This window comes from Mesorhizobium sp. WSM4884 (assembly GCF_029625675.1).
GTDB lineage: Bacteria > Pseudomonadota > Alphaproteobacteria > Rhizobiales > Rhizobiaceae > Mesorhizobium.
Map to the genome: position 1 here is coordinate 325870 of NZ_JARTVO010000004.1, position 17561 is coordinate 343430.

The window sequence follows — 17561 nt, forward strand, 5'->3', positions numbered from 1 at the left end:
GGAACCAGATGACGGTGAAGCCCCTCTATCGACGTGTCTTGCTGAAAGCTTCGGGCGAAGCGCTGATGGGAGAACAGCATTTCGGCATCGACGTCTCGGTCGTCGACCGCATCGCCGCCGACATTGCCGAGGCGCGGGCACTTGGCATCGAAGTCGGTGTCGTGATTGGCGGCGGCAACATCTTCCGCGGCGTGGCCGTCGCCTCCAAGGGCGGCGATCGCGTCACCGGGGACCACATGGGCATGTTGGCCACAGTCATCAACTCGCTGGCGCTGCGCACCTCGCTGAACAAGATCGGCGTCGACGCCGTGGTGCTCTCGGCCATTGCCATGCCCGAGCTCTGCGAAAGTTTTTCACAGCGCCAGGCGACCGCCTACATGAACCAGGGCAAGGTGGTGATCTTCGCCGGCGGCACCGGCAACCCGTTCTTCACCACCGATTCGGCCGCCGCGCTTCGCGCCGCCGAGATCGGAGCCGACGCGCTGTTCAAGGGCACCCAGGTCGACGGTGTCTATTCGGCCGACCCCAAGAAGGATCCGAACGCGGTACGCTTCGACCGCATAAGTCATGCCGAGGTCATCAAACGCGGGCTTACGATCATGGATACGGCCGCGATTGCACTTGCGCGCGAAAACAACATTCCGATAATCGTCTATTCGATCCACGAAAAGGGTGGTTTCGGCGAAATTCTGAGGGGCGGCGGCCGTTGCACGATCGTCGCGGACAATTGACCGGGGCCGGAGTCGGCTAAATGATCGCCGGTTTCGGACGTGACTAGAAGACAAGCAGTGAACCCGGCGAACGGGTCGAGGAGATGATCATGAGTGGCGAATATGACGATCTCAAGCGGCGCATGGACGGGGCGATCGCGGCCTTCAAGCATGATCTTGCTTCGCTGCGCACCGGCCGCGCCTCCAGCAACCTGCTCGACGCCGTCCAGGTCCAGGCCTACGGCACGACGATGCCGATCAACCAGGTGGCCAATGTGACGGTGCCGGAGCCGCGCATGATTTCGGTCTCGGTCTGGGACAAGTCGATGGTCAGCGCCGTCGACCGCGCCATCCGCGAGGCCAATCTCGGCTTCAACCCGATCGTCGACGGCACCAATCTCAGGATTCCGCTGCCCGAACTCAACGAGCAGCGCCGCAAGGAACTGGTCAAGATCTCGCATGGCTACGCCGAGAACGCCCGCGTCGCAGTGCGCCATGTCCGCCGCGACGGCATGGATTTCCTCAAGAAGGCGGAAAAGGACGGCACGATCAGCGAGGACGATCATCGCAATCGGTCCGACCAGGTACAGAAGCTGACCGACGAGATGATCAGCACCATCGATCACCTGCTTTCCGATAAGGAAGCTGAAATCATGCAGGTTTAGGGTCGGTTTCTCACCGGCTCGAAAGCGAGACCATGGCAACGCCCGCGCACGTCGCGATCATCATGGACGGAAATGGACGCTGGGCCAAGGCGCGCGGCATGCCGAGGCTTGCCGGCCACCGCGCCGGCGTCGAGGCTTTGCGCAAGACGGTGCGCGCCGCGCCCGAGCTTGGCATCTCCTACCTGACGGTCTACGCCTTCTCCTCCGAAAACTGGTCGCGGCCGAAATCCGAAGTCAGCGACCTGATGGGCCTTTTGAAGCTCTTCATCCGCCGCGATCTCGCCGAACTGCACCAGAATGGCGTGCGGGTGAGGGTGATCGGCGACCGGGGAGGGCTGCAACCAGACATCAGGGGACTGCTGCAGGAAGCCGAATCGCTGACCGCCGGCAACGAGGCGCTGACACTGGTCATCGCCTTCAACTATGGCGGCCGCGACGAGATCGTGCGCACCGCGCGCAAGCTCGCCGATGCAGTGGCTCGAGGCGAAATGACGAGCGACGCCATCACGATGGAGAGCTTTGCCGGTTCGCTCGACACCGAGGGCATTCCCGATCCCGACCTGGTGATCCGCACCAGTGGCGAGCTCCGGCTGTCGAACTTCCTTTTGTGGCAGGCCGCCTATAGCGAACTCGTTTTCCTGCCCTGCTACTGGCCGGACTTCAGCCGGGAGCATCTGGCCGACGCCCTGCGGGACTTTGCCAGCCGCGAGCGCCGTTTCGGCGGGCTCGCCGCCCGCGACGTCGCTTTGTAGCGCCGGCATCAATGAGCAATCTTCAGCAGCGCGTCATCTCGGCCATCGTGATGGCGGCCCTCACACTTGCGCTCACTTGGCTGGGGGCGCTGCCGTTCCGGCTGTTCTGCGCGGCGATCGCGGCGCTGATATTCTACGAATGGACGCGCATGTCGCGCGCCGAGAGCAGCGCGAGGCTCGGCTTTCTGGCGGAAGCGCTGATTCTCGTCTTTGTCGGAGTGCTGATTGCCGGGCCGCCGGCCCTGTGGCTGCTCACTCTGGTCGCAGCCCTCACAGCTATCGCCGCTGTTGCCGCGCGGCTGCGGGGAGCAGCGCAATGGGAGGCATCGGGGCTAGCCTACGCGTCGTTGTCGGGCCTTTCACTCGCCTACCTGCGCGATGACAACCATTCAGGGCTGATCGCCATCCTCTTCCTGTTCGCGGTGGTCTGGGCGACCGACATTGCAGCCTATTTCGTCGGTCGGGCGGTCAGCGGGCCAAAACTCGCGCCATCGATCTCGCCCGGCAAGACGCAGAGCGGCGCGCTCGGCGGCGCCGTGGGCGGCGTGGTTGCCGGATTGCTGCTGGCAATCGCGACCGGGGCCGGCAATCTCGTCATGCTTGGCCTTGTCGCTTTGGCGCTCTCGATCGTTTCGCAGGTCGGCGACCTGTTCGAATCCTGGGTCAAGCGCCGACACGGCTGCAAGGATTCGAGCAATCTCATTCCCGGTCATGGCGGCGTCATGGACAGGGTCGATGGGCTTGTCGCGGCGGCTTTCGCCCTGTACCTGATCGGCTGGGTTTCGGCGGCCACCGCCGATCATCCGGCGCAGGGGCTGTTTCCGTTCTAATGCACCGCCGCAGGGCGGAAAAACGGGCACGCCACGGATTCGCCCGGATTGATGTCACAGTCGCGGCGGAGTGTCGCGCTCGCGGGCGAATTTGAGGGCATGACTTGAACGAGATTCTTCACGCCGTCTTCAGCACCCAAGGGTTTGTCCTCGGCACCCTTGTGCCGTTCCTGTTCGTGCTCACCGTCGTGGTGTTCGTGCATGAGATGGGCCACTATCTCATCGGTCGCTGGTGCGGCATCGGCGTGAAGGCTTTCGCCATCGGTTTCGGCCCGGAGCTTTTCGGCTTCAACGACCGCCACGGCACGCGCTGGAAGCTTTGCGCCATACCGCTTGGCGGCTACGTCAAATTCGTCGGCGACATGAACGCGACCTCGAGCCAGCCGAGCGCCGAGGAGATCGAATCGTTGACCGAGGCCGAGCGCGAGGTCGCCTTTCACACCCAGCCGATCTGGAAGCGCGCAGCGACCGTCGTTGCCGGGCCGCTGTTCAACTTCCTGCTGACGATCGCCGTCTTCGCGGTGCTGTTTTCGCTCTATGGCCGTCCGGTGATGGAGCCGACCGTGGCCGAAGTCACCGCTGGCAGCCCAGCCGCGCGGGCAGGGATCCAGCCCGGCGACCGATTCGTCAGGGTCGACGGCAGCAAGGTGGAAACCTTTGCCGATGTTCAGCGCCTGGTTTCGGGTCGCGCCGGCGATGCCATCACTTTCACCATGCTGCGCGATGGCAAGGAAATCACCGTCACGGCGACGCCGGAGCCGATGGAGCAGCAGGACGCGCTGGGCAACAAGGTCAAGGTCGCGATCATCGGCGTCGCCAACAATGCCGAGTTCGGGCAGCCGCGACTGGTCTCCTACACGCCCGCGGGCGCGCTGGCGGCAGCTGTCGAGGAAACCGGCCATGTGATCGAGCGCACCGGCCAGTTCATGAAGCGGTTTGTTATCGGGCGCGAGGACAAGTGCCAGCTGGGCGGACCGATCAAGATCGCAAAAATGTCGGGTCAGGCGGCCAAACTCGGCTTCGAGTGGCTGGTGCAGCTTGTTGCATTCCTGTCAGTCGGGATAGGGATTCTCAATCTTCTGCCGATTCCCCCTCTCGACGGCGGTCACCTGTTGTTCTACGGCGTGGAGGCCGTCATAAGACGGCCCGTGTCGGAGCGGATGATGGAGATGGCCTACCGGACCGGTCTCCTTCTGGTGCTCGGATTTATGGGCTTCGTTTTTTGGAATGATCTGTTTGGGTGCTGAAATCATGAAGAAATTTGGCTTCGGCCCCGGCCATATTGAGACGCCGTTTACCATGCGTGGGGATATGCGTGACACGAAAGCCACGCAACAGGGTTAAGTAAATACAAATTAACCGGGAGCCTTGCGTGTAGGGGAAATCCGGTTAATACGGTAAGGGAAAATACCGCACGTCCGGTTTTCTCGCCGTGGGGACTACGAGAAAAAGGTACAAAAGCCCGATGAAGGCAGCATCCAAGTTTCTGAGCGCCGCGTCCGCGGCGGCTTTGTCCGCCGCCCTGGTTTTGCCAGGCGCGCTCGCAGTGCAGTTCGTTGCCACATCGGTAGCAGAAGCCGCGGTCGTCAGCAGGGTCGAGGTCAGCGGCAACCAGCGTGTCGATGCCGAAACCATCCGCAATTACATTTCGATCAAGCCCGGCAAGGCCTTTTCGAGCGCCGACATCGATAGCGCCGTGAAGGCTCTATTCGGCACCGGGCTGTTCTCCGACGTCCAGATCAACCAGGTCGGCTCGACCCTGGTCGTCAAGGTTTCCGAATACAAGGTCGTCAACCAGGTCCTGTTCCAGGGCAACAAGAAGCTCAAGGACAATGCCCTTCAGGCGGCCATCCAGCTGAAGCCGCGCGCGACATTCTCGCAGCAGGCGCTCGATGCCGACGTCGAGGCGGTCAAGGCCGCTTATCGGCGCATCGGTCGCGACGACGCCGCCGTGACCACCCAGATCATGGACCTCGGTGACAATCGCGTGAACGTGGTCTTCAACATCAACGAAGGCGCGCGCACGCAGATAGCGGCCATCAATTTCGTCGGCAACAGCGCCTTTTCCAGCCGCCGCCTGTCGGACGTCATCAACACCAAGCGTTCGTCCTGGCTGTCCTTCGTGCTGCGCGACGACGTCTATGACGAGGACAAGCTGCGCGCCGACCAGGAATTGCTGCGCCGCTTCTACTACAATCACGGCTATGCCGACTTCCAGGTCGTCTCGGCCGTCGGCGAGTTGGATGAGGCCACCAACAAATACACGGTTACGATCACCGTGCAGGAAGGCGAGCGCTACACCTTTGGCGACATCAGCGTCGAGAGCACGATCCCCGAGGTCGACTCCAAGTCGCTGGAATCGGTGGTCGAGACCCATAAGGGCGACGTCTATAACGCCAAGGACGTCGAGGACTCGATCGTCGCGCTGACCGAAAAGGTCGCCGGTTCGGGCTATGCCTTTGCCCAGGTGACGCCGCGCGGCGACCGCAATTTCGAGAACCATACGATCTCGGTCGTCTACACCATCGACCAGGGCACCAAGGCCTATATCGAGCGCATCGAAATCCGCGGCAACGACCGCACGCGCGACTATGTCATCCGCCGCGAATTCGATGTCAGCGAAGGCGACGCCTTCAACCAGGTTCTCATTCAGCGCGCGAAGAAGCGGCTGGAAGCGCTGGATTACTTTGAGAAAGTCGATATCTCGACTGTTCCGGGGTCGGCGCCCGACCAGGTTGTCCTGGTCGTCGACGTGGTCGAGAAGTCGACCGGCGAGTTCTCGATCGGCGCCGGCTATTCGACGGGTGGCGATACGCCTGGCCCATCCATCGAAGGTTCGATCACCGAGCGCAACTTCCTCGGCCGCGGCCAATACATCAAGCTGTCGGCCGGCGGCGGCAGGCATTCGCGCGACTACGCCATTTCCTTCACCGAGCCGTATTTCCTCGGCCGGCGCATCGCGGCGGGCTTCGATATCTTTAAGTCGACCCGCGAATACAATCACTACGATACGGACGTCACCGGCGCGACCATCCGCTTCGGCCTGCCGATCACCGACAGCATCTCGACGCAGCTGGCATACAATATCTCGCAGGAGAAGTATGAGCTTGCCGATGGCTGCTTGACCAGCGGGATCTACGATCCGAGCAAGTGCACCATTTCGCAGGCCATCCGGGATGGCGTTGCCGAGAGCCCGTGGGTCAAATCCTCGGTCAGCCTCGGTCTGGTCTACAACACCATCGACGACATGAAGAACCCGCATGAGGGTCTCTACATCACCGGCACGACCGAGGTCGCGGGTCTCGGCGGTGACGCTAAGTGGGTGAAGGTGACCGGGCGTGCGAGTGTCTATCAGACCTTGTCCGAGCAGCTCGACCTGGTCGGCTTGGTGTCGGGTGGCGCCGGCTATATCGCAGGCTACGGCAACGGCGACCTGCGTATCTTCGACCACTTCCAGAGCAACGATCGCATGATCCGCGGTTTCGCCTATGGCGGCATCGGCCCGATTGCCAGCGACAACAGCGGCGATCATCTCGGCGGCACGACTTATTTCAATGCTTCGGCGGAAGCTCAATTCCCGCTGCCGGTTATCCCGGAAAGCTTCGGCTTGCGCGGCGCGGTCTTCGCCGATGCGGCAACGCTCTATGGCAACAAGCTTGATCCGAGCCTGGTGAAGGCGGGATCGGCTGACATGCATTTGCGCGCTTCGGTCGGTGTCGGTCTGATGTGGGCTTCGCCGTTCGGCCCGATCCGCATCGACTATGCGATCCCGGTCGAGAAGCAGCCGGGCGACGACGTGCAGGAATTCAACTTCGGCATAGCGACTCGTTTCTAATCCGCGGGTTACGATGTTTCCGGGCCGTCTGACGGCCCGGAATAGACTGATCCGACCTAGCTGGATAATGTTTGTGGAATGACCGATCCGGTGTTCTTCGCGCCTTCACGCCGGTATACGGCTGGCGAGGTTGCGAATCTGACCGGCGCCAATCTCATTGATGCCTCGCAGGCCGATATCGCCATCGAAGCGCTGGCGCCCGCCAATGAGGGCGGTGATGGTGCGCTGGTCTTCGTCGACGGCAAGCGCAATTTCGCTTTGATGCAGGCGCTCAAGGCGGCAGCGGTGCTGTGCCCCGCGGACTTTGCCGCCAGAGCCCCGCAGGGGATCGCGGTGCTGGTGCATCCGCGCCCGCAGCAGGCCTTCGCGATGGTCGGGCGGCTGCTCTTTCCGCAAGCCTCGACTCCAGGGCCGATGACCGGCGAAACCGGCGTTTCGCCGGTGGCGCATATCGATCCGTCCGCGCATGTCGAGGCCGGAGCGATCGTGGAGGCAGGCGCGGTGATCGGTCCCGGTGCTTCCATAGGCGCCGGCACGGTCATCGCACCGCATGCCGTCATCGGCCGCTCCTGCAAGATAGGCCGCGACGGTTACGTCGGCCCCGGCGCCAGCATTCAATATGCGCTGATCGGCAACCGTGTCATCATTCATGGCGGCGCAAGGATCGGCCAGGACGGCTTCGGCTTCGTGGCCGGCGCCAAGGGACCTGAGCGCGTGCCGCAGATCGGCCGCGTCATCATCCAGGACGACGTCGAGATCGGCTCCAACTCGACCGTCGATCGCGGCGCGATGTCCGACACGGTCATCGGACAGGGCACCAAGATCGACAATCTGGTGCAGATCGCCCACAACGTTCGCATCGGCCGCAATTGCATTATAGCCGGGCTTTCGGGTATTTCCGGTTCCGTCGTCGTCGGCGACAACGTCACCATGGGTGGCGGTGTCGGCCTCGCCGATCATTTGACCATCGGCCCGGGAGCCAAGCTTGCTGCGAGAAGTGGATTCATGAGCAACGTGCCAGCGGGCGAGGTCTGGGGAGGCTATCCGGCGCAGCCGATGGCGGAAGCGATGCGCGAGATCGCGATGCTGCGCAGACTGGCCAGGACGCGCAAGCAGGGCGACGGAAATGGCTGACATGGTGGCGACGACACTCGAAGCGGTTGACATAATGGGGCTCATGAAGCTCCTGCCGCACCGCTATCCGTTCCTGATGATCGACCGCATCGTCGATATCGACGGCAACGACTCGGCCGTCGGCATCAAGAACGTGACCATCAACGAGCCGCATTTCCAGGGCCATTTCCCTGAACAACCGGTGATGCCGGGTGTGCTGATCATCGAGGCCATGGCCCAGACGGCCGGCGCGATCTGCATCCGCAGCCTCAACACCGAAAAGCCGTCGCTGGTTTATTTCCTGACCATCGACAACGCGAAATTCCGCAAGCCAGTCGGTCCTGGCGACCAGTTGAAGATCCACGTCAAGAAAATCAAGATGCGCGGCAACCTGCTTAAATTCGCCTGCGAGGCCATGGTGGACGGCCAGAAGGCGGCGGAGGCCGAGATTTCGGCCATGGTTGCCGGCTGACGGTTCGAAATGCTTATGAAAATTCAGACATCAATCCATCCTTCCGCGGTCGTCGAAGACGGCGCCCAGCTCGGCGAAGGCGTCCGCATCGGGCCGTTCTGCCATGTGAGCGCCGACGCGGTGATCGGCGACCGTGTCGAGCTGGTCAGCCACGTCTCGGTGATGGGCGCGACCACCATCGGTGCCGCGACCAAAGTCTATCCGATGGCGATACTGGGTGGCCCGCCGCAGAACACCAAGCATAAGGGCGGCCGCACCACGCTGGTCATCGGCGAGAGCTGCACGATTCGCGAAGGCGTCACCATGCATGTCGGCACGGATTCCAGCCGTGGTGAGACGACCGTGGGCGACAACGGCAATTTCCTTGCCTACGCCCACATCGCCCACGATTGCGTCGTCGGCAAGAACGCCACTTTTGCCAACGGGGCAACGCTCGGCGGGCATTGCGAGATCGGCGACAACGTCTATATCGGTGGTCTCACTGCGGTTCATCAGTTTGTCCGCGTCGGTGACAACGCCTTCATCGGCGGCTGCTCGGCCGTCGTCGGCGACGTCATCCCTTATGCGATCGCTGTTGGCAATCGCGCCAAGCTGCGCGGCCTCAACATCATCGGGCTGAAGCGTTCCGGTCTGCCGCGTGCGGAAATCTACCTGCTGCGCAAGGCTTACAGGACGATTTTCGACCGCTCCCGGACCGTCGGCGAGAATGTGGAAATCGCCAAGGTGCAATTCGCCGCGTCGCCAACGGCCATGAAAATCATTGATTTCGTCACCAGCCGCGGCAAGCGGCACTATGCCGTCCCGCCGCTCAAGGGTGGCGACGATGACGACGGCGATGACGAGGGCTGAGCCCGCCGAAACAAGGCTTGCACTCGCGCCGGGCTCCAGGGTCGGCATCATTGCCGGCGGCGGCAGCCTGCCTGTGGAAGTCGCCGACGGTCTAGCAGCTCACGGCTATTCGCCCTTCATTCTGTTGATGGAAGGTGAGGCTGACCGCAAGCAACAGCTTGGCCGATACGAGCACGTTACCATGGCTCTCGAGCAGATCGGTTCCCTGGTGTCGACGCTGAAACGCCATCGCGTCACCCATCTGGTCCTCGCCGGCGAGATCAAACGCAGGCCAAGGCTAAGCAACATGCGCCCCAGCCTCGGATTGCTGGCGATCGTACCGTCCGTCGTCGTCGCGCTGGCACGCGGCGATGACGGACTTCTGAAGGTCCTAACGCGGGGTCTCGAAAAGCGCGGTATCAAGGTGGTCGGCGCGCATGAGATCGTCCCCGAACTGACCGCCGCAGAAGGCACGCTGACAGCCGCCGGACCAAAGCAATCGGATTGGCGTGATATCGAGGCGGGCCGTGCGGCGGCAAAGGCGATCGGTGCGCTCGACATTGGCCAGGCGGCGATTGCGGTCGGAGGAAGGGTGATCGCGCTGGAAGGCATCGAAGGCACCAACGGCCTGCTCGAGCGGACACGGGAATTGCGCGGGCATGGCCGGCTCGCCGGAAAAACGGGCGGCGTTCTCGTCAAATGCGCGAAGCCAGGTCAGGAATTGCGCGCCGATTTACCTTCGATAGGCCCGCAGACGGTCGAGGCCGCACATGCCGCCGGCCTGGCCGGCATAGCCGTCGAGGCGGGCCGCTCGCTCATTCTCGAAGGTCCGGCGACATTATCGCGAGCCAATGCGCTTGGCTTGTTCATCGTCGGTCTCGCCGCAAAGGAGCCGGCCAATGGCCGGTGAGAAGCCGCTCAAGGTCGCCATCGTCGCCGGCGAGGAGTCGGGCGACCTGCTTGGCGCCGACATCGTGCGCGCGCTTGAGAAGACGACCGGCCGCAAGATCCAGCTTGTCGGCATTGGCGGGCGGCACCTGCAGGAATTGGGGCTGGCTCCGCTCTTCGACGGCAGCGAGATCGCGCTGATGGGCTTCAGTGCCGTCTTGCGCGATCTGCCGCGGCTGATGCGCCGGATCAGCCAGACGGCTGCCATCATCGCGGCGGAACGGCCTGACTGCCTGATCACCATCGACAGCCCCGATTTTTCGTTGCGCGTCGCCAAAAAGGTGCGTGCCGCCGCGCCCGCCATTCCGATCGTCCATTATGTGTGCCCGAGCGTGTGGGCATGGAGGCCGGGCAGGGCGGTTGCGATGAAGCCCTATGTCGACCACATCCTCTGCATTTTGCCCTTCGAGGTGAAGGCGCTTGCCCGCCTCGGCGGGCCGCCCGGCACTTATGTCGGTCACCGGCTGACGCAGGACCCCGGGGTGCTTGGCGCCGCCAAGGCGCAGAACCTGCCGCGCGACCTGCCCGAGGATCGCGTCAAGACGCTGCTCGTGCTACCGGGCTCGCGCCGCGGCGAGGTGCGCCGGCTGATCGAGCCTTTCGGCAAGGCCATGTCGGTCCTGCGCCAGCGCGGCCATCGGTTGCGCCTGCTGCTGCCGACGGTGCCGCATGTCGCCGATCTGGTGAAAACGTCGGTCGCAAGCTGGGACGAGAAGCCTGAGATCATCACCGATCCGGAGCGGAAATGGCAGGCCTTCGGCAAGGCCGATGCGGCTCTGATCGCGTCCGGAACCGTTTCGCTGGAACTGGCGCTTTGCGGCGTTCCGATGGTCTCCAGCTACAAGCTCGATCCGATCGCGCGTCTCATTTCCCGATATCTGGTGACCACCTGGTCAGCGCTGCTGCCCAACCTGATTTCGGATCGGACGCTGATCCCTGAATTCTACAATCAATATGTCCGGCCGGAGAACTTGGCGCGTCAGTTGGAAGCGCTGTTTGCCAATACCGGCATGCGCGCCTGGCAGAAGGCGGGCTTCGCCGAGATCGTAAGGCGCATGGCTACCGAGAGGCCGTCGGGCGAGATCGCGGCGGAAGTCGTGATGGGATGTATCAGGAAGGCAGTAGGCAGTAGGCAGTAGGCAGTAGGGGCTCTCTTTCTACTGCCTATTTGCCTACTCACTATTCCCTATCTCTTAGCAATCGGCACGTAGTCGCGTTCCGTGGCGCCGGTGTAGAGCTGGCGCGGGCGGCCGATCTTCTGGTGCGGATCCTCGATCATCTCCTTCCACTGCGCGATCCAGCCGACGGTACGGGCGACGGCGAACAGCACGGTGAACATGGTGGTGGGGAAGCCCAGCGCCTTCAGCGTGATGCCCGAATAGAAGTCGACGTTGGGATAGAGCTTCTTGGCGATGAAGTACTCGTCGGTCAGCGCGATCTTCTCCAACTCCATCGCGATGTCGAGCAGCGGATCGTCCTTGATGCCAAGCTCGCCCAACACCTCATGCGCGGTCTTCTGCATGATCTTGGCGCGCGGATCGTAGTTCTTGTAGACGCGGTGGCCAAAGCCCATCAGCCGGAACGGGTCGTTCTTGTCCTTGGCGCGGGCGATGAATTCCGGGATGTGGTCGACGTGGCCAATCTCGCCCAGCATGTTGAGGGCCGCCTCGTTGGCGCCGCCATGCGCCGGACCCCACAAGCAAGCGATGCCGGCGGCGATGCAGGCGAACGGATTGGCGCCCGAAGAGCCGGCAAGGCGCACCGTCGAGGTCGAGGCGTTCTGCTCGTGATCGGCATGCAGGATGAAGATGCGCTCCATGGCGCGGGCCAGCACCGGATTGATCTTGTATTCCTCGCAGGGCACAGCAAAGCACATATGCAGGAAGTTCGCCGCGAAGCCGAGATCGTTCTTCGGATAAATGAAGGGCTGGCCGATGTGGTATTTGTAGGCCATCGCCGCGATGGTCGGCATCTTGGCGATCAGTCGCATCGAGGCGACCATGCGCTGGTATGGGTCGGAGATGTCGGTCGAGTCGTGGTAGAAGGCCGACAGCGCGCCGACCACGCCGCACATGACTGCCATCGGGTGCGCGTCGCGCCGGAAGCCGGTGAAGAAGCGCGACATCTGCTCATGCACCATGGTATGGCGCGTCACGCGGTAGTCGAAGTCGTCCTTCTGCGCCTTGGTCGGCAGCTCGCCGTAGAGCAGGAGGTAGCAGACCTCGAGGAAGTCGCCGTGCTCGGCAAGCTGGTCGATCGGATAGCCGCGATGCAAGAGGATGCCGGCATCGCCGTCGATGAAGGTGATCGCCGACTCGCAGCTCGCCGTCGAGGTGAAGCCGGGATCGTAGGTGAAGGCGCCGGTGGTGCTGTAGAGAGCGCCGATGTCGATGACGTCAGGCCCGGTCGAGCCGCTTCGCACCTTGAATTCGTGGGTCTTGCCGGCGAGTTCGAGCTTGGCGGTCGACTCATGCGCCTTGCCGCCCGGTTCCAGTTTTGTCGCAGCTTCGCTCATTGCAAACTCCTTTTGTTTCCTCATGCCGGCAAGGCAATTCCTGCAAACGACACGTCGAAATCACCGGAATGCGCGAACTTGCCACCGCATTTTAAGGGGGTGCGTGCCAGATTGGGCCAAGGCCTAATGTTGCACTGCGAAACACGCCTTTCAATGCCAATCTTCTTGGGCCAGTTCGCTCCTAATCGATTTGATCTCCAATCCGCGCTAGACTTTCGTCGCGTCCCAGCACGGCAAGCACGTCGAACACGCCGGGCGATGTGCTTCGGCCGGTGAGCGCGGCTCTCAGCGGTTGGGCCACGGCGCCGAGCTTGTGACCGCCGGTCCGCGCAAAGTCGCGAATAGCGGCTTCCGCGGCTGCGGCGTTCCATTCGCCGGCGACCGCCGCGAGCGCGGCATGGGCACCGCGCAGAATGGCGCGCGCGTCATTGCCAAGCAACCCGGCGGCCTTCTCGTCGAGCTGCAGCGGCCGATCCGCGAAGAGGAAGGCGGCTCCATCGACGAGTTCGACCAACGTCTTTGCACGCTCCTTGAGGCCGGGCATGGCGGCAAGCAGCTGCGCCTTGCGCCTGTCGTCGAGCTTTGCCGCGAGCGCCGGTCCGCCCCCGAGATAGGGCAGGGTGGCGACGAAGATGTCGAGAAGAGCCTTGTCGTCCATCTTGCGCATGTGGACGCCGTTCAGCGCCTCGAGCTTGGCGAAGTCGAAGCGGGCGGCGCCCTTGTTGACGTCGCCGATGTCGAACCAAGCGATCATGTCCTCGATCGACATGACCTCGTCGTCGCCATGGCTCCAGCCGAGCCTGGCCAGATAGTTGAGCAGGGCCTCAGGCAGGTAGCCCATGGCGCGATAGGCCTCGACGCCGAGCGCGCCATGGCGCTTCGACAGCTTGGCGCCGTCGGCACCATGAATCAGCGGGATGTGCGACATCGATGGCACCGCCCAGCCCATGGCGTTGTAGATGACGGTCTGGCGCGCGGCGTTGGTCAGATGGTCGTCGCCGCGGATGATGTGCGTGACGCCCATGTCGTGGTCGTCGACGACGACGGCATGCATGTAGGTCGGGTTGCCGTCCGAGCGCAGGATGATGAAGTCGTCGAGGTCCTTGTTCGGGAAGCGCACCTCGCCCTGCACGCGGTCGTGCACGACGGTCTCGCCCTCGGTCGGCGCCTTGATGCGGATAGCGCCCTTGACGCCGGGAGGCGCCTCGGACGAGTCGCGGTCGCGCCACTGCCCGTTGTAGCGCGGCGGCAGGCCCTTGGCCCGCGCTGCCTCGCGCATCGCCTCCAACTCGGCCGGCGTCTCGTAGCTGTAGTAGGCCTTGCCCAGGCGCACGAGATCCTCGGCCACCTCGCGGTGGCGCGGCGCGCGCTCGAACTGCGATACAGCCTCGCCATCCCATGAGAGACCGAGCCAGGTCAATCCGTCGAGGATGGCGGCCGTCGCCGCCTCAGTAGAGCGCTCGCGATCGGTGTCTTCGATGCGCAGCAGCATCGTGCCGCCCGTGTGCTTGGCGTAGAGCCAATTGAACAGCGCCGTGCGCGCGCCGCCGATATGCAGGTAGCCGGTGGGCGAGGGGGCGAAACGGGTGACGACCTTGTCGGACATGAAACTCTCAGAGTGGCACTGAAGGAGTGCGTGATTGCGCGGACTTTCGCGCGGTCGGCGTTCATGTAGCATAGGAGGTCTGGGGCGCAAGGGGCAGACCCGATGGCTGGACGTGGCCGAGGTGCGGAGGAGGGCGAGGGGACGACGGCTGGCGTTAGCGAGCGCCTGCTGTTTGCAGGCACCGCGCCTGCAGAAGCGACGCCGGTTTCGGTTCCGGCGCCGCGTCCGGCCACGGAGATCTTGCCGCCGGGCGGTGATGCCGCGCCGCAGCCGCTTCAGCCGGCAACCATCGACCGAATCCGCAGGCAGTTCCGCCGCGCCTCTTTTTCCGCGCTTCGCCGAAGCGTCGCCTCGGCCGCCGCGACCGAGCTCGACCGCGGCATCGGTTTCCTGCTGGTGCCGGTGTTCCTTGCCGCCGGCGTGATCCTCTATTTTTCCTTGAACAGCGAGCCGGATCTCTACCGGCCGCTGGCGGCGGTGGGGCTGATGGCCGTCTGCGCGGTGGTTTCCCGTTCTTCGCCAAAGACGCATCTTATCTTCATGGCGGCGCTGTTTTGCGCGCTGGGCTTTGTCGCCGCGAAGGTCGAGACATGGCGGACCGCAACGCCGATGCTCGGCTCAGAGATACAGACGCGGCTGACGGGTCGCGTCGTCGTCGCCGAGGAGATGGCCAATGGCCGGGTGCGGCTGACCATCGACCTCGTCTCGACCGCGCAGCCAAAACTGCGCTACGCGCCGGATCGCGTCAGGCTCTCGGCACGCAGGATTCCGCCGAACGTGAAGGCAGGATCGCTGGTGACGGGCTATGCACGGCTCCTGCCGCCGACCGGACCGGTTCGCCCCGAAAGTTATGATTTTTCCTTCGACAGCTATTTCTCCGGCATCGGCGCCAGTGGATTTTTCCTCGGCGATCCGAAAGTCATTCCGACAAATGACCCTCCTGCCCAGGCGAGCATCGCCTCAGCGATCGAGAACGCGCGCGAGGCGATTGCCGATCACATCAGAAGCAGCGTCGGCGGACCCGAAGGCGAGATTGCCGCGGCGCTGATCGTCGGCGTTCGCGCGGGCATTCCCGAGGAAATCAACGAGGCGATGCGGCGGACCGGCATCTACCACATTATCTCGATCTCTGGGCTGCACATGGCGCTGGTCGCCGGCACAGTCATGCTTTTGCTGCGCGGCGTCTTCGCGCTGCTTCCGGATTTTTCGTCACGCCGGCCGGTGAAGAAGTATGCCGCTGCGATCGCGCTGGTGTCGATTGCCGCTTACCTCGTCATCTCCGGCGTGGTGGTCGCCGCCGAACGAAGCTTCATCATGCTCGCTGTCATGCTGATCGCCGTGCTCTTCGATCGCGCGGCGCTCACGATGCGCAACCTGGCGATTTCGGCCATCGCCGTCATCCTGGTGTCGCCGCACGAAGTGGTTGGTCCGAGCTTCCAGATGTCGTTCGCCGCGACCGCGGCCCTTGTCGGCGCCTATGCGGGCTGGGCCGACTACCGCGCCGGCAAGGTGAGAGCGCCGCCGGCGAAGCGGTCGTTCCTGCGGTTCCTGTCGCACAAGCTTGCGGTCGGAGCGGGCGGCGCCGCGATGACGTCGATCATTGCCGGAAGTGCGACGGCGCTGTTTGCCATCTGGCACTTCCAGCGCGTCTCGCCGCTCAGCCTGCTGGCTAATTTGGCCGTCATGCCGATCGTGTCGCTGGTCGTCATGCCGTTTGCCGTCTTTAGCGCACTGGCGATGCCATTCGGCTTCGATGGTCCTTTCCTCTACGTTATGGGCAAGGGCCTGACGGCGATGATCGCGATTTCGGCCTGGATTTCGGAACGGTCGCCGGTCGATGCCGTGGGGCTGATCTCGATCCAGTCGGTGCTGCTCGCGACAATCGCGCTGGTGATAGCAACCATGGCCACCACCTGGCTCAGGCTGGCGGCAGTGCCCTTCGCGCTGGCCGCACTACTGGCGGTCCCGCAAGTGCGCACGCCGGACCTGCTGATCTCCGAGGACGCGCATCTGGTGGCGATGCCGATCGGCGGCGGCGAGCTCGCCATCAATCGCGCCCGCTCCAACGAGTTCACCACCGACAATTGGAAACGCGCGCTGCGGGCCGAAACGATCGTGCCGCCGGAAACATTCGCGAAAGGCGCACTCGACATCGCAGACCCGGTCGACCTGCCGGCGGGATCCCCCTTTTACTGCACTGGCGATCTCTGCATTGGCCGGCATCCGTCCGGTGCAATCGTCGCCTTGGCGGAAAACCACGATAGCGCCAGGCCGGCCTGCAGCTTCGCCGACCTTATCGTCATCAACGACGCCACGGCCTACAATCCTTGCCGCGATCCACGCATCCTCGTCGTCACCAAGCGGCAGCTTGCGCGTGACGGCAGCGCCGCCGTCTACTTCGACGCGCAGTCGGCAACGGCGCGAGCCGCCATTCAATATGCCGTCGAAAAGCCCTATCGCCCCTGGCACGAACAGCGGCGCTACTCGCGCGAGGCGAGGGGACTAGCGCCATACGAGCGGCCTGAGAAGCCACAGACCAAGCCGCCGCCACTCAGTAGCGACGAATGAGCCCGACCAGCTTGCCCTGCACCTTGACCCTGTCCGGTCCGAAGATGCGGGTCTCATAGGCCGGGTTGGCGGCCTCGAGCGCGATCGAGGCGCCCTTGCGGCGGAAGCGTTTCAGTGTCGCTTCCTCGTCGTCTACCAGCGCCACCACGATCTCGCCCGGGCTCGCTGTATTGGCATTGCGGATGATCACCGTGTCGCCGTCGAAGATGCCGGCTTCGATCATCGAATCGCCCTTGACCTCAAGCGCGTAGTGCTCGCCGCCAGCGATCATATCCGGCGGAACTGTGATCGAGTGCGTCTGGTGCTGGATAGCGTCGATCGGCACACCGGCGGCAATGCGACCCATCACCGGGATGGACACGGCCGAAATGGCGTCGTCGTCATTGCTGGGCGTCGGCGTCCGGGAGGGCGCTGCCGGCTTGATCTGCCGGCCGAGATTGCCTTGACCGCCTTGGATGACGCTCGGCGAGAATTTTCTCGCCGCATTCAGGCCGGGCGCGATCGAATCGGGCAGGCGCAGCACCTCAAGAGCGCGCGCGCGGTTCGGCAGCCGGCGAATAAAGCCGCGCTCCTCCAGTGCCGTGATCAAACGGTGGATGCCCGACTTCGAAGCGAGGTCGAGCGCTTCCTTCATCTCGTCGAAAGACGGCGGAATGCCGCTTTCCTTGAGCCGTTCATGGATGAACATCAGCAGTTCATGTTGTTTGCGCGTCAGCATG

Annotated in this window: 14 protein-coding genes and 1 pseudogene; 12 read left to right on the top strand and 3 right to left on the bottom strand. The window is 63.5% G+C overall.

Annotated elements, in window-relative coordinates; genetic code table 11:
* Positions 1-8: 8 nt before the first annotated feature.
* From pyrH to lpxB, 11 genes and pseudogenes are all read left to right on the top strand, one after another.
* The gene (gene pyrH, locus P9236_RS09000; RefSeq protein WP_059188649.1) at positions 9-731 is read left to right on the top strand and encodes a UMP kinase; all 723 of its coding nucleotides are present in this window, start codon (positions 9-11) and stop codon (positions 729-731) included.
* Positions 732-820: 89 nt separating this feature from the next.
* Entirely contained in the window at positions 821-1375 is a 555-nt protein-coding gene (gene frr, locus P9236_RS09005) for a ribosome recycling factor (protein ID WP_278074247.1), read from the top strand.
* 20 nt (positions 1376-1395) lie between these two features.
* Positions 1396-2127 (top strand): annotated as a pseudogene (locus P9236_RS09010) (isoprenyl transferase); the annotation flags it as partial.
* Between the two features lie 11 nt (positions 2128-2138).
* Positions 2139-2957, top strand: a complete 819-nt coding sequence (locus tag P9236_RS09015; protein ID WP_278074248.1) for a phosphatidate cytidylyltransferase — start codon at positions 2139-2141, stop codon at positions 2955-2957.
* Positions 2958-3061: 104 nt separating this feature from the next.
* Positions 3062-4204: an RIP metalloprotease RseP gene (gene rseP / locus P9236_RS09020; protein ID WP_278074249.1), complete on the top strand. Its 1143-nt coding sequence runs from the start codon at positions 3062-3064 to the stop codon at positions 4202-4204.
* Between the two features lie 218 nt (positions 4205-4422).
* Complete coding sequence (gene bamA / locus P9236_RS09025) at positions 4423-6792, top strand: outer membrane protein assembly factor BamA (RefSeq protein ID WP_278074250.1); 2370 nt, start codon at positions 4423-4425, stop codon at positions 6790-6792.
* A gap of 78 nt (positions 6793-6870) precedes the next feature.
* Entirely contained in the window at positions 6871-7926 is a 1056-nt protein-coding gene (lpxD, locus tag P9236_RS09030; RefSeq protein ID WP_278074251.1) for a UDP-3-O-(3-hydroxymyristoyl)glucosamine N-acyltransferase, read from the top strand.
* On the top strand, positions 7919-8377 hold the full coding sequence (gene fabZ / locus P9236_RS09035) for a 3-hydroxyacyl-ACP dehydratase FabZ (protein WP_278074252.1): 459 nt from the start codon (positions 7919-7921) through the stop codon (positions 8375-8377). Before lpxD ends, fabZ begins: the two co-directional genes overlap by 8 nt.
* A gap of 15 nt (positions 8378-8392) precedes the next feature.
* A complete protein-coding gene (gene lpxA, locus P9236_RS09040) occupies positions 8393-9226 on the top strand; it encodes an acyl-ACP--UDP-N-acetylglucosamine O-acyltransferase (RefSeq protein WP_278074253.1) in 834 nt (277 codons plus the stop codon).
* Positions 9201-10115, top strand: a complete 915-nt coding sequence (locus P9236_RS09045) for an LpxI family protein (RefSeq protein WP_278074254.1) — start codon at positions 9201-9203, stop codon at positions 10113-10115. Before lpxA ends, P9236_RS09045 begins: the two co-directional genes overlap by 26 nt.
* Entirely contained in the window at positions 10105-11292 is a 1188-nt protein-coding gene (gene lpxB / locus P9236_RS09050; RefSeq protein WP_278074255.1) for a lipid-A-disaccharide synthase, read from the top strand. Before P9236_RS09045 ends, lpxB begins: the two co-directional genes overlap by 11 nt.
* A gap of 47 nt (positions 11293-11339) precedes the next feature.
* Here the strand turns inward: lpxB and gltA are convergent, their stop codons facing one another.
* Together gltA and gltX are read right to left on the bottom strand one after the other, a co-directional pair.
* Entirely contained in the window at positions 11340-12668 is a 1329-nt protein-coding gene (gltA, locus tag P9236_RS09055; protein ID WP_278074256.1) for a citrate synthase, read from the bottom strand.
* A 181-nt stretch (positions 12669-12849) separates the two neighbouring features.
* Complete coding sequence (gene gltX / locus P9236_RS09060; RefSeq protein ID WP_278074257.1) at positions 12850-14274, bottom strand: glutamate--tRNA ligase; 1425 nt, start codon at positions 14272-14274, stop codon at positions 12850-12852.
* Between the two features lie 102 nt (positions 14275-14376).
* Between gltX and P9236_RS09065 the strand changes: the two genes are divergently transcribed.
* Positions 14377-16842 (top strand): ComEC/Rec2 family competence protein, encoded by a 2466-nt coding sequence (locus P9236_RS09065; protein ID WP_278074258.1) that lies wholly within the window; start codon positions 14377-14379, stop codon positions 16840-16842.
* On the opposite strand, the gene lexA is transcribed toward P9236_RS09065, so the two are convergent.
* Positions 16826-17560: a transcriptional repressor LexA gene (lexA, locus tag P9236_RS09070; RefSeq protein ID WP_278074344.1), complete on the bottom strand. Its 735-nt coding sequence runs from the start codon at positions 17558-17560 to the stop codon at positions 16826-16828. The genes P9236_RS09065 and lexA overlap by 17 nt on opposite strands.
* Position 17561: the final 1 nt, after the last annotated feature.

Coding starts and splice junctions, on each gene's coding strand:
- frr (WP_278074247.1), top strand. CDS start 821: ATGAGTGGCGAATATGACGATCTCAAGCGGCGCATGGACGGGGCGATC.
- fabZ (WP_278074252.1), top strand. CDS start 7,919: ATGGCTGACATGGTGGCGACGACACTCGAAGCGGTTGACATAATGGGG.
- lexA (WP_278074344.1), bottom strand. CDS start 17,560: ATGCTGACGCGCAAACAACATGAACTGCTGATGTTCATCCATGAACGG.
- lpxA (WP_278074253.1), top strand. CDS start 8,393: ATGAAAATTCAGACATCAATCCATCCTTCCGCGGTCGTCGAAGACGGC.
- lpxD (WP_278074251.1), top strand. CDS start 6,871: ATGACCGATCCGGTGTTCTTCGCGCCTTCACGCCGGTATACGGCTGGC.
- gltA (WP_278074256.1), bottom strand. CDS start 12,668: ATGAGCGAAGCTGCGACAAAACTGGAACCGGGCGGCAAGGCGCATGAG.
- bamA (WP_278074250.1), top strand. CDS start 4,423: ATGAAGGCAGCATCCAAGTTTCTGAGCGCCGCGTCCGCGGCGGCTTTG.
- pyrH (WP_059188649.1), top strand. CDS start 9: ATGACGGTGAAGCCCCTCTATCGACGTGTCTTGCTGAAAGCTTCGGGC.
- P9236_RS09015 (WP_278074248.1), top strand. CDS start 2,139: ATGAGCAATCTTCAGCAGCGCGTCATCTCGGCCATCGTGATGGCGGCC.
- lpxB (WP_278074255.1), top strand. CDS start 10,105: ATGGCCGGTGAGAAGCCGCTCAAGGTCGCCATCGTCGCCGGCGAGGAG.
- P9236_RS09065 (WP_278074258.1), top strand. CDS start 14,377: ATGGCTGGACGTGGCCGAGGTGCGGAGGAGGGCGAGGGGACGACGGCT.
- P9236_RS09045 (WP_278074254.1), top strand. CDS start 9,201: ATGACGACGGCGATGACGAGGGCTGAGCCCGCCGAAACAAGGCTTGCA.
- gltX (WP_278074257.1), bottom strand. CDS start 14,274: ATGTCCGACAAGGTCGTCACCCGTTTCGCCCCCTCGCCCACCGGCTAC.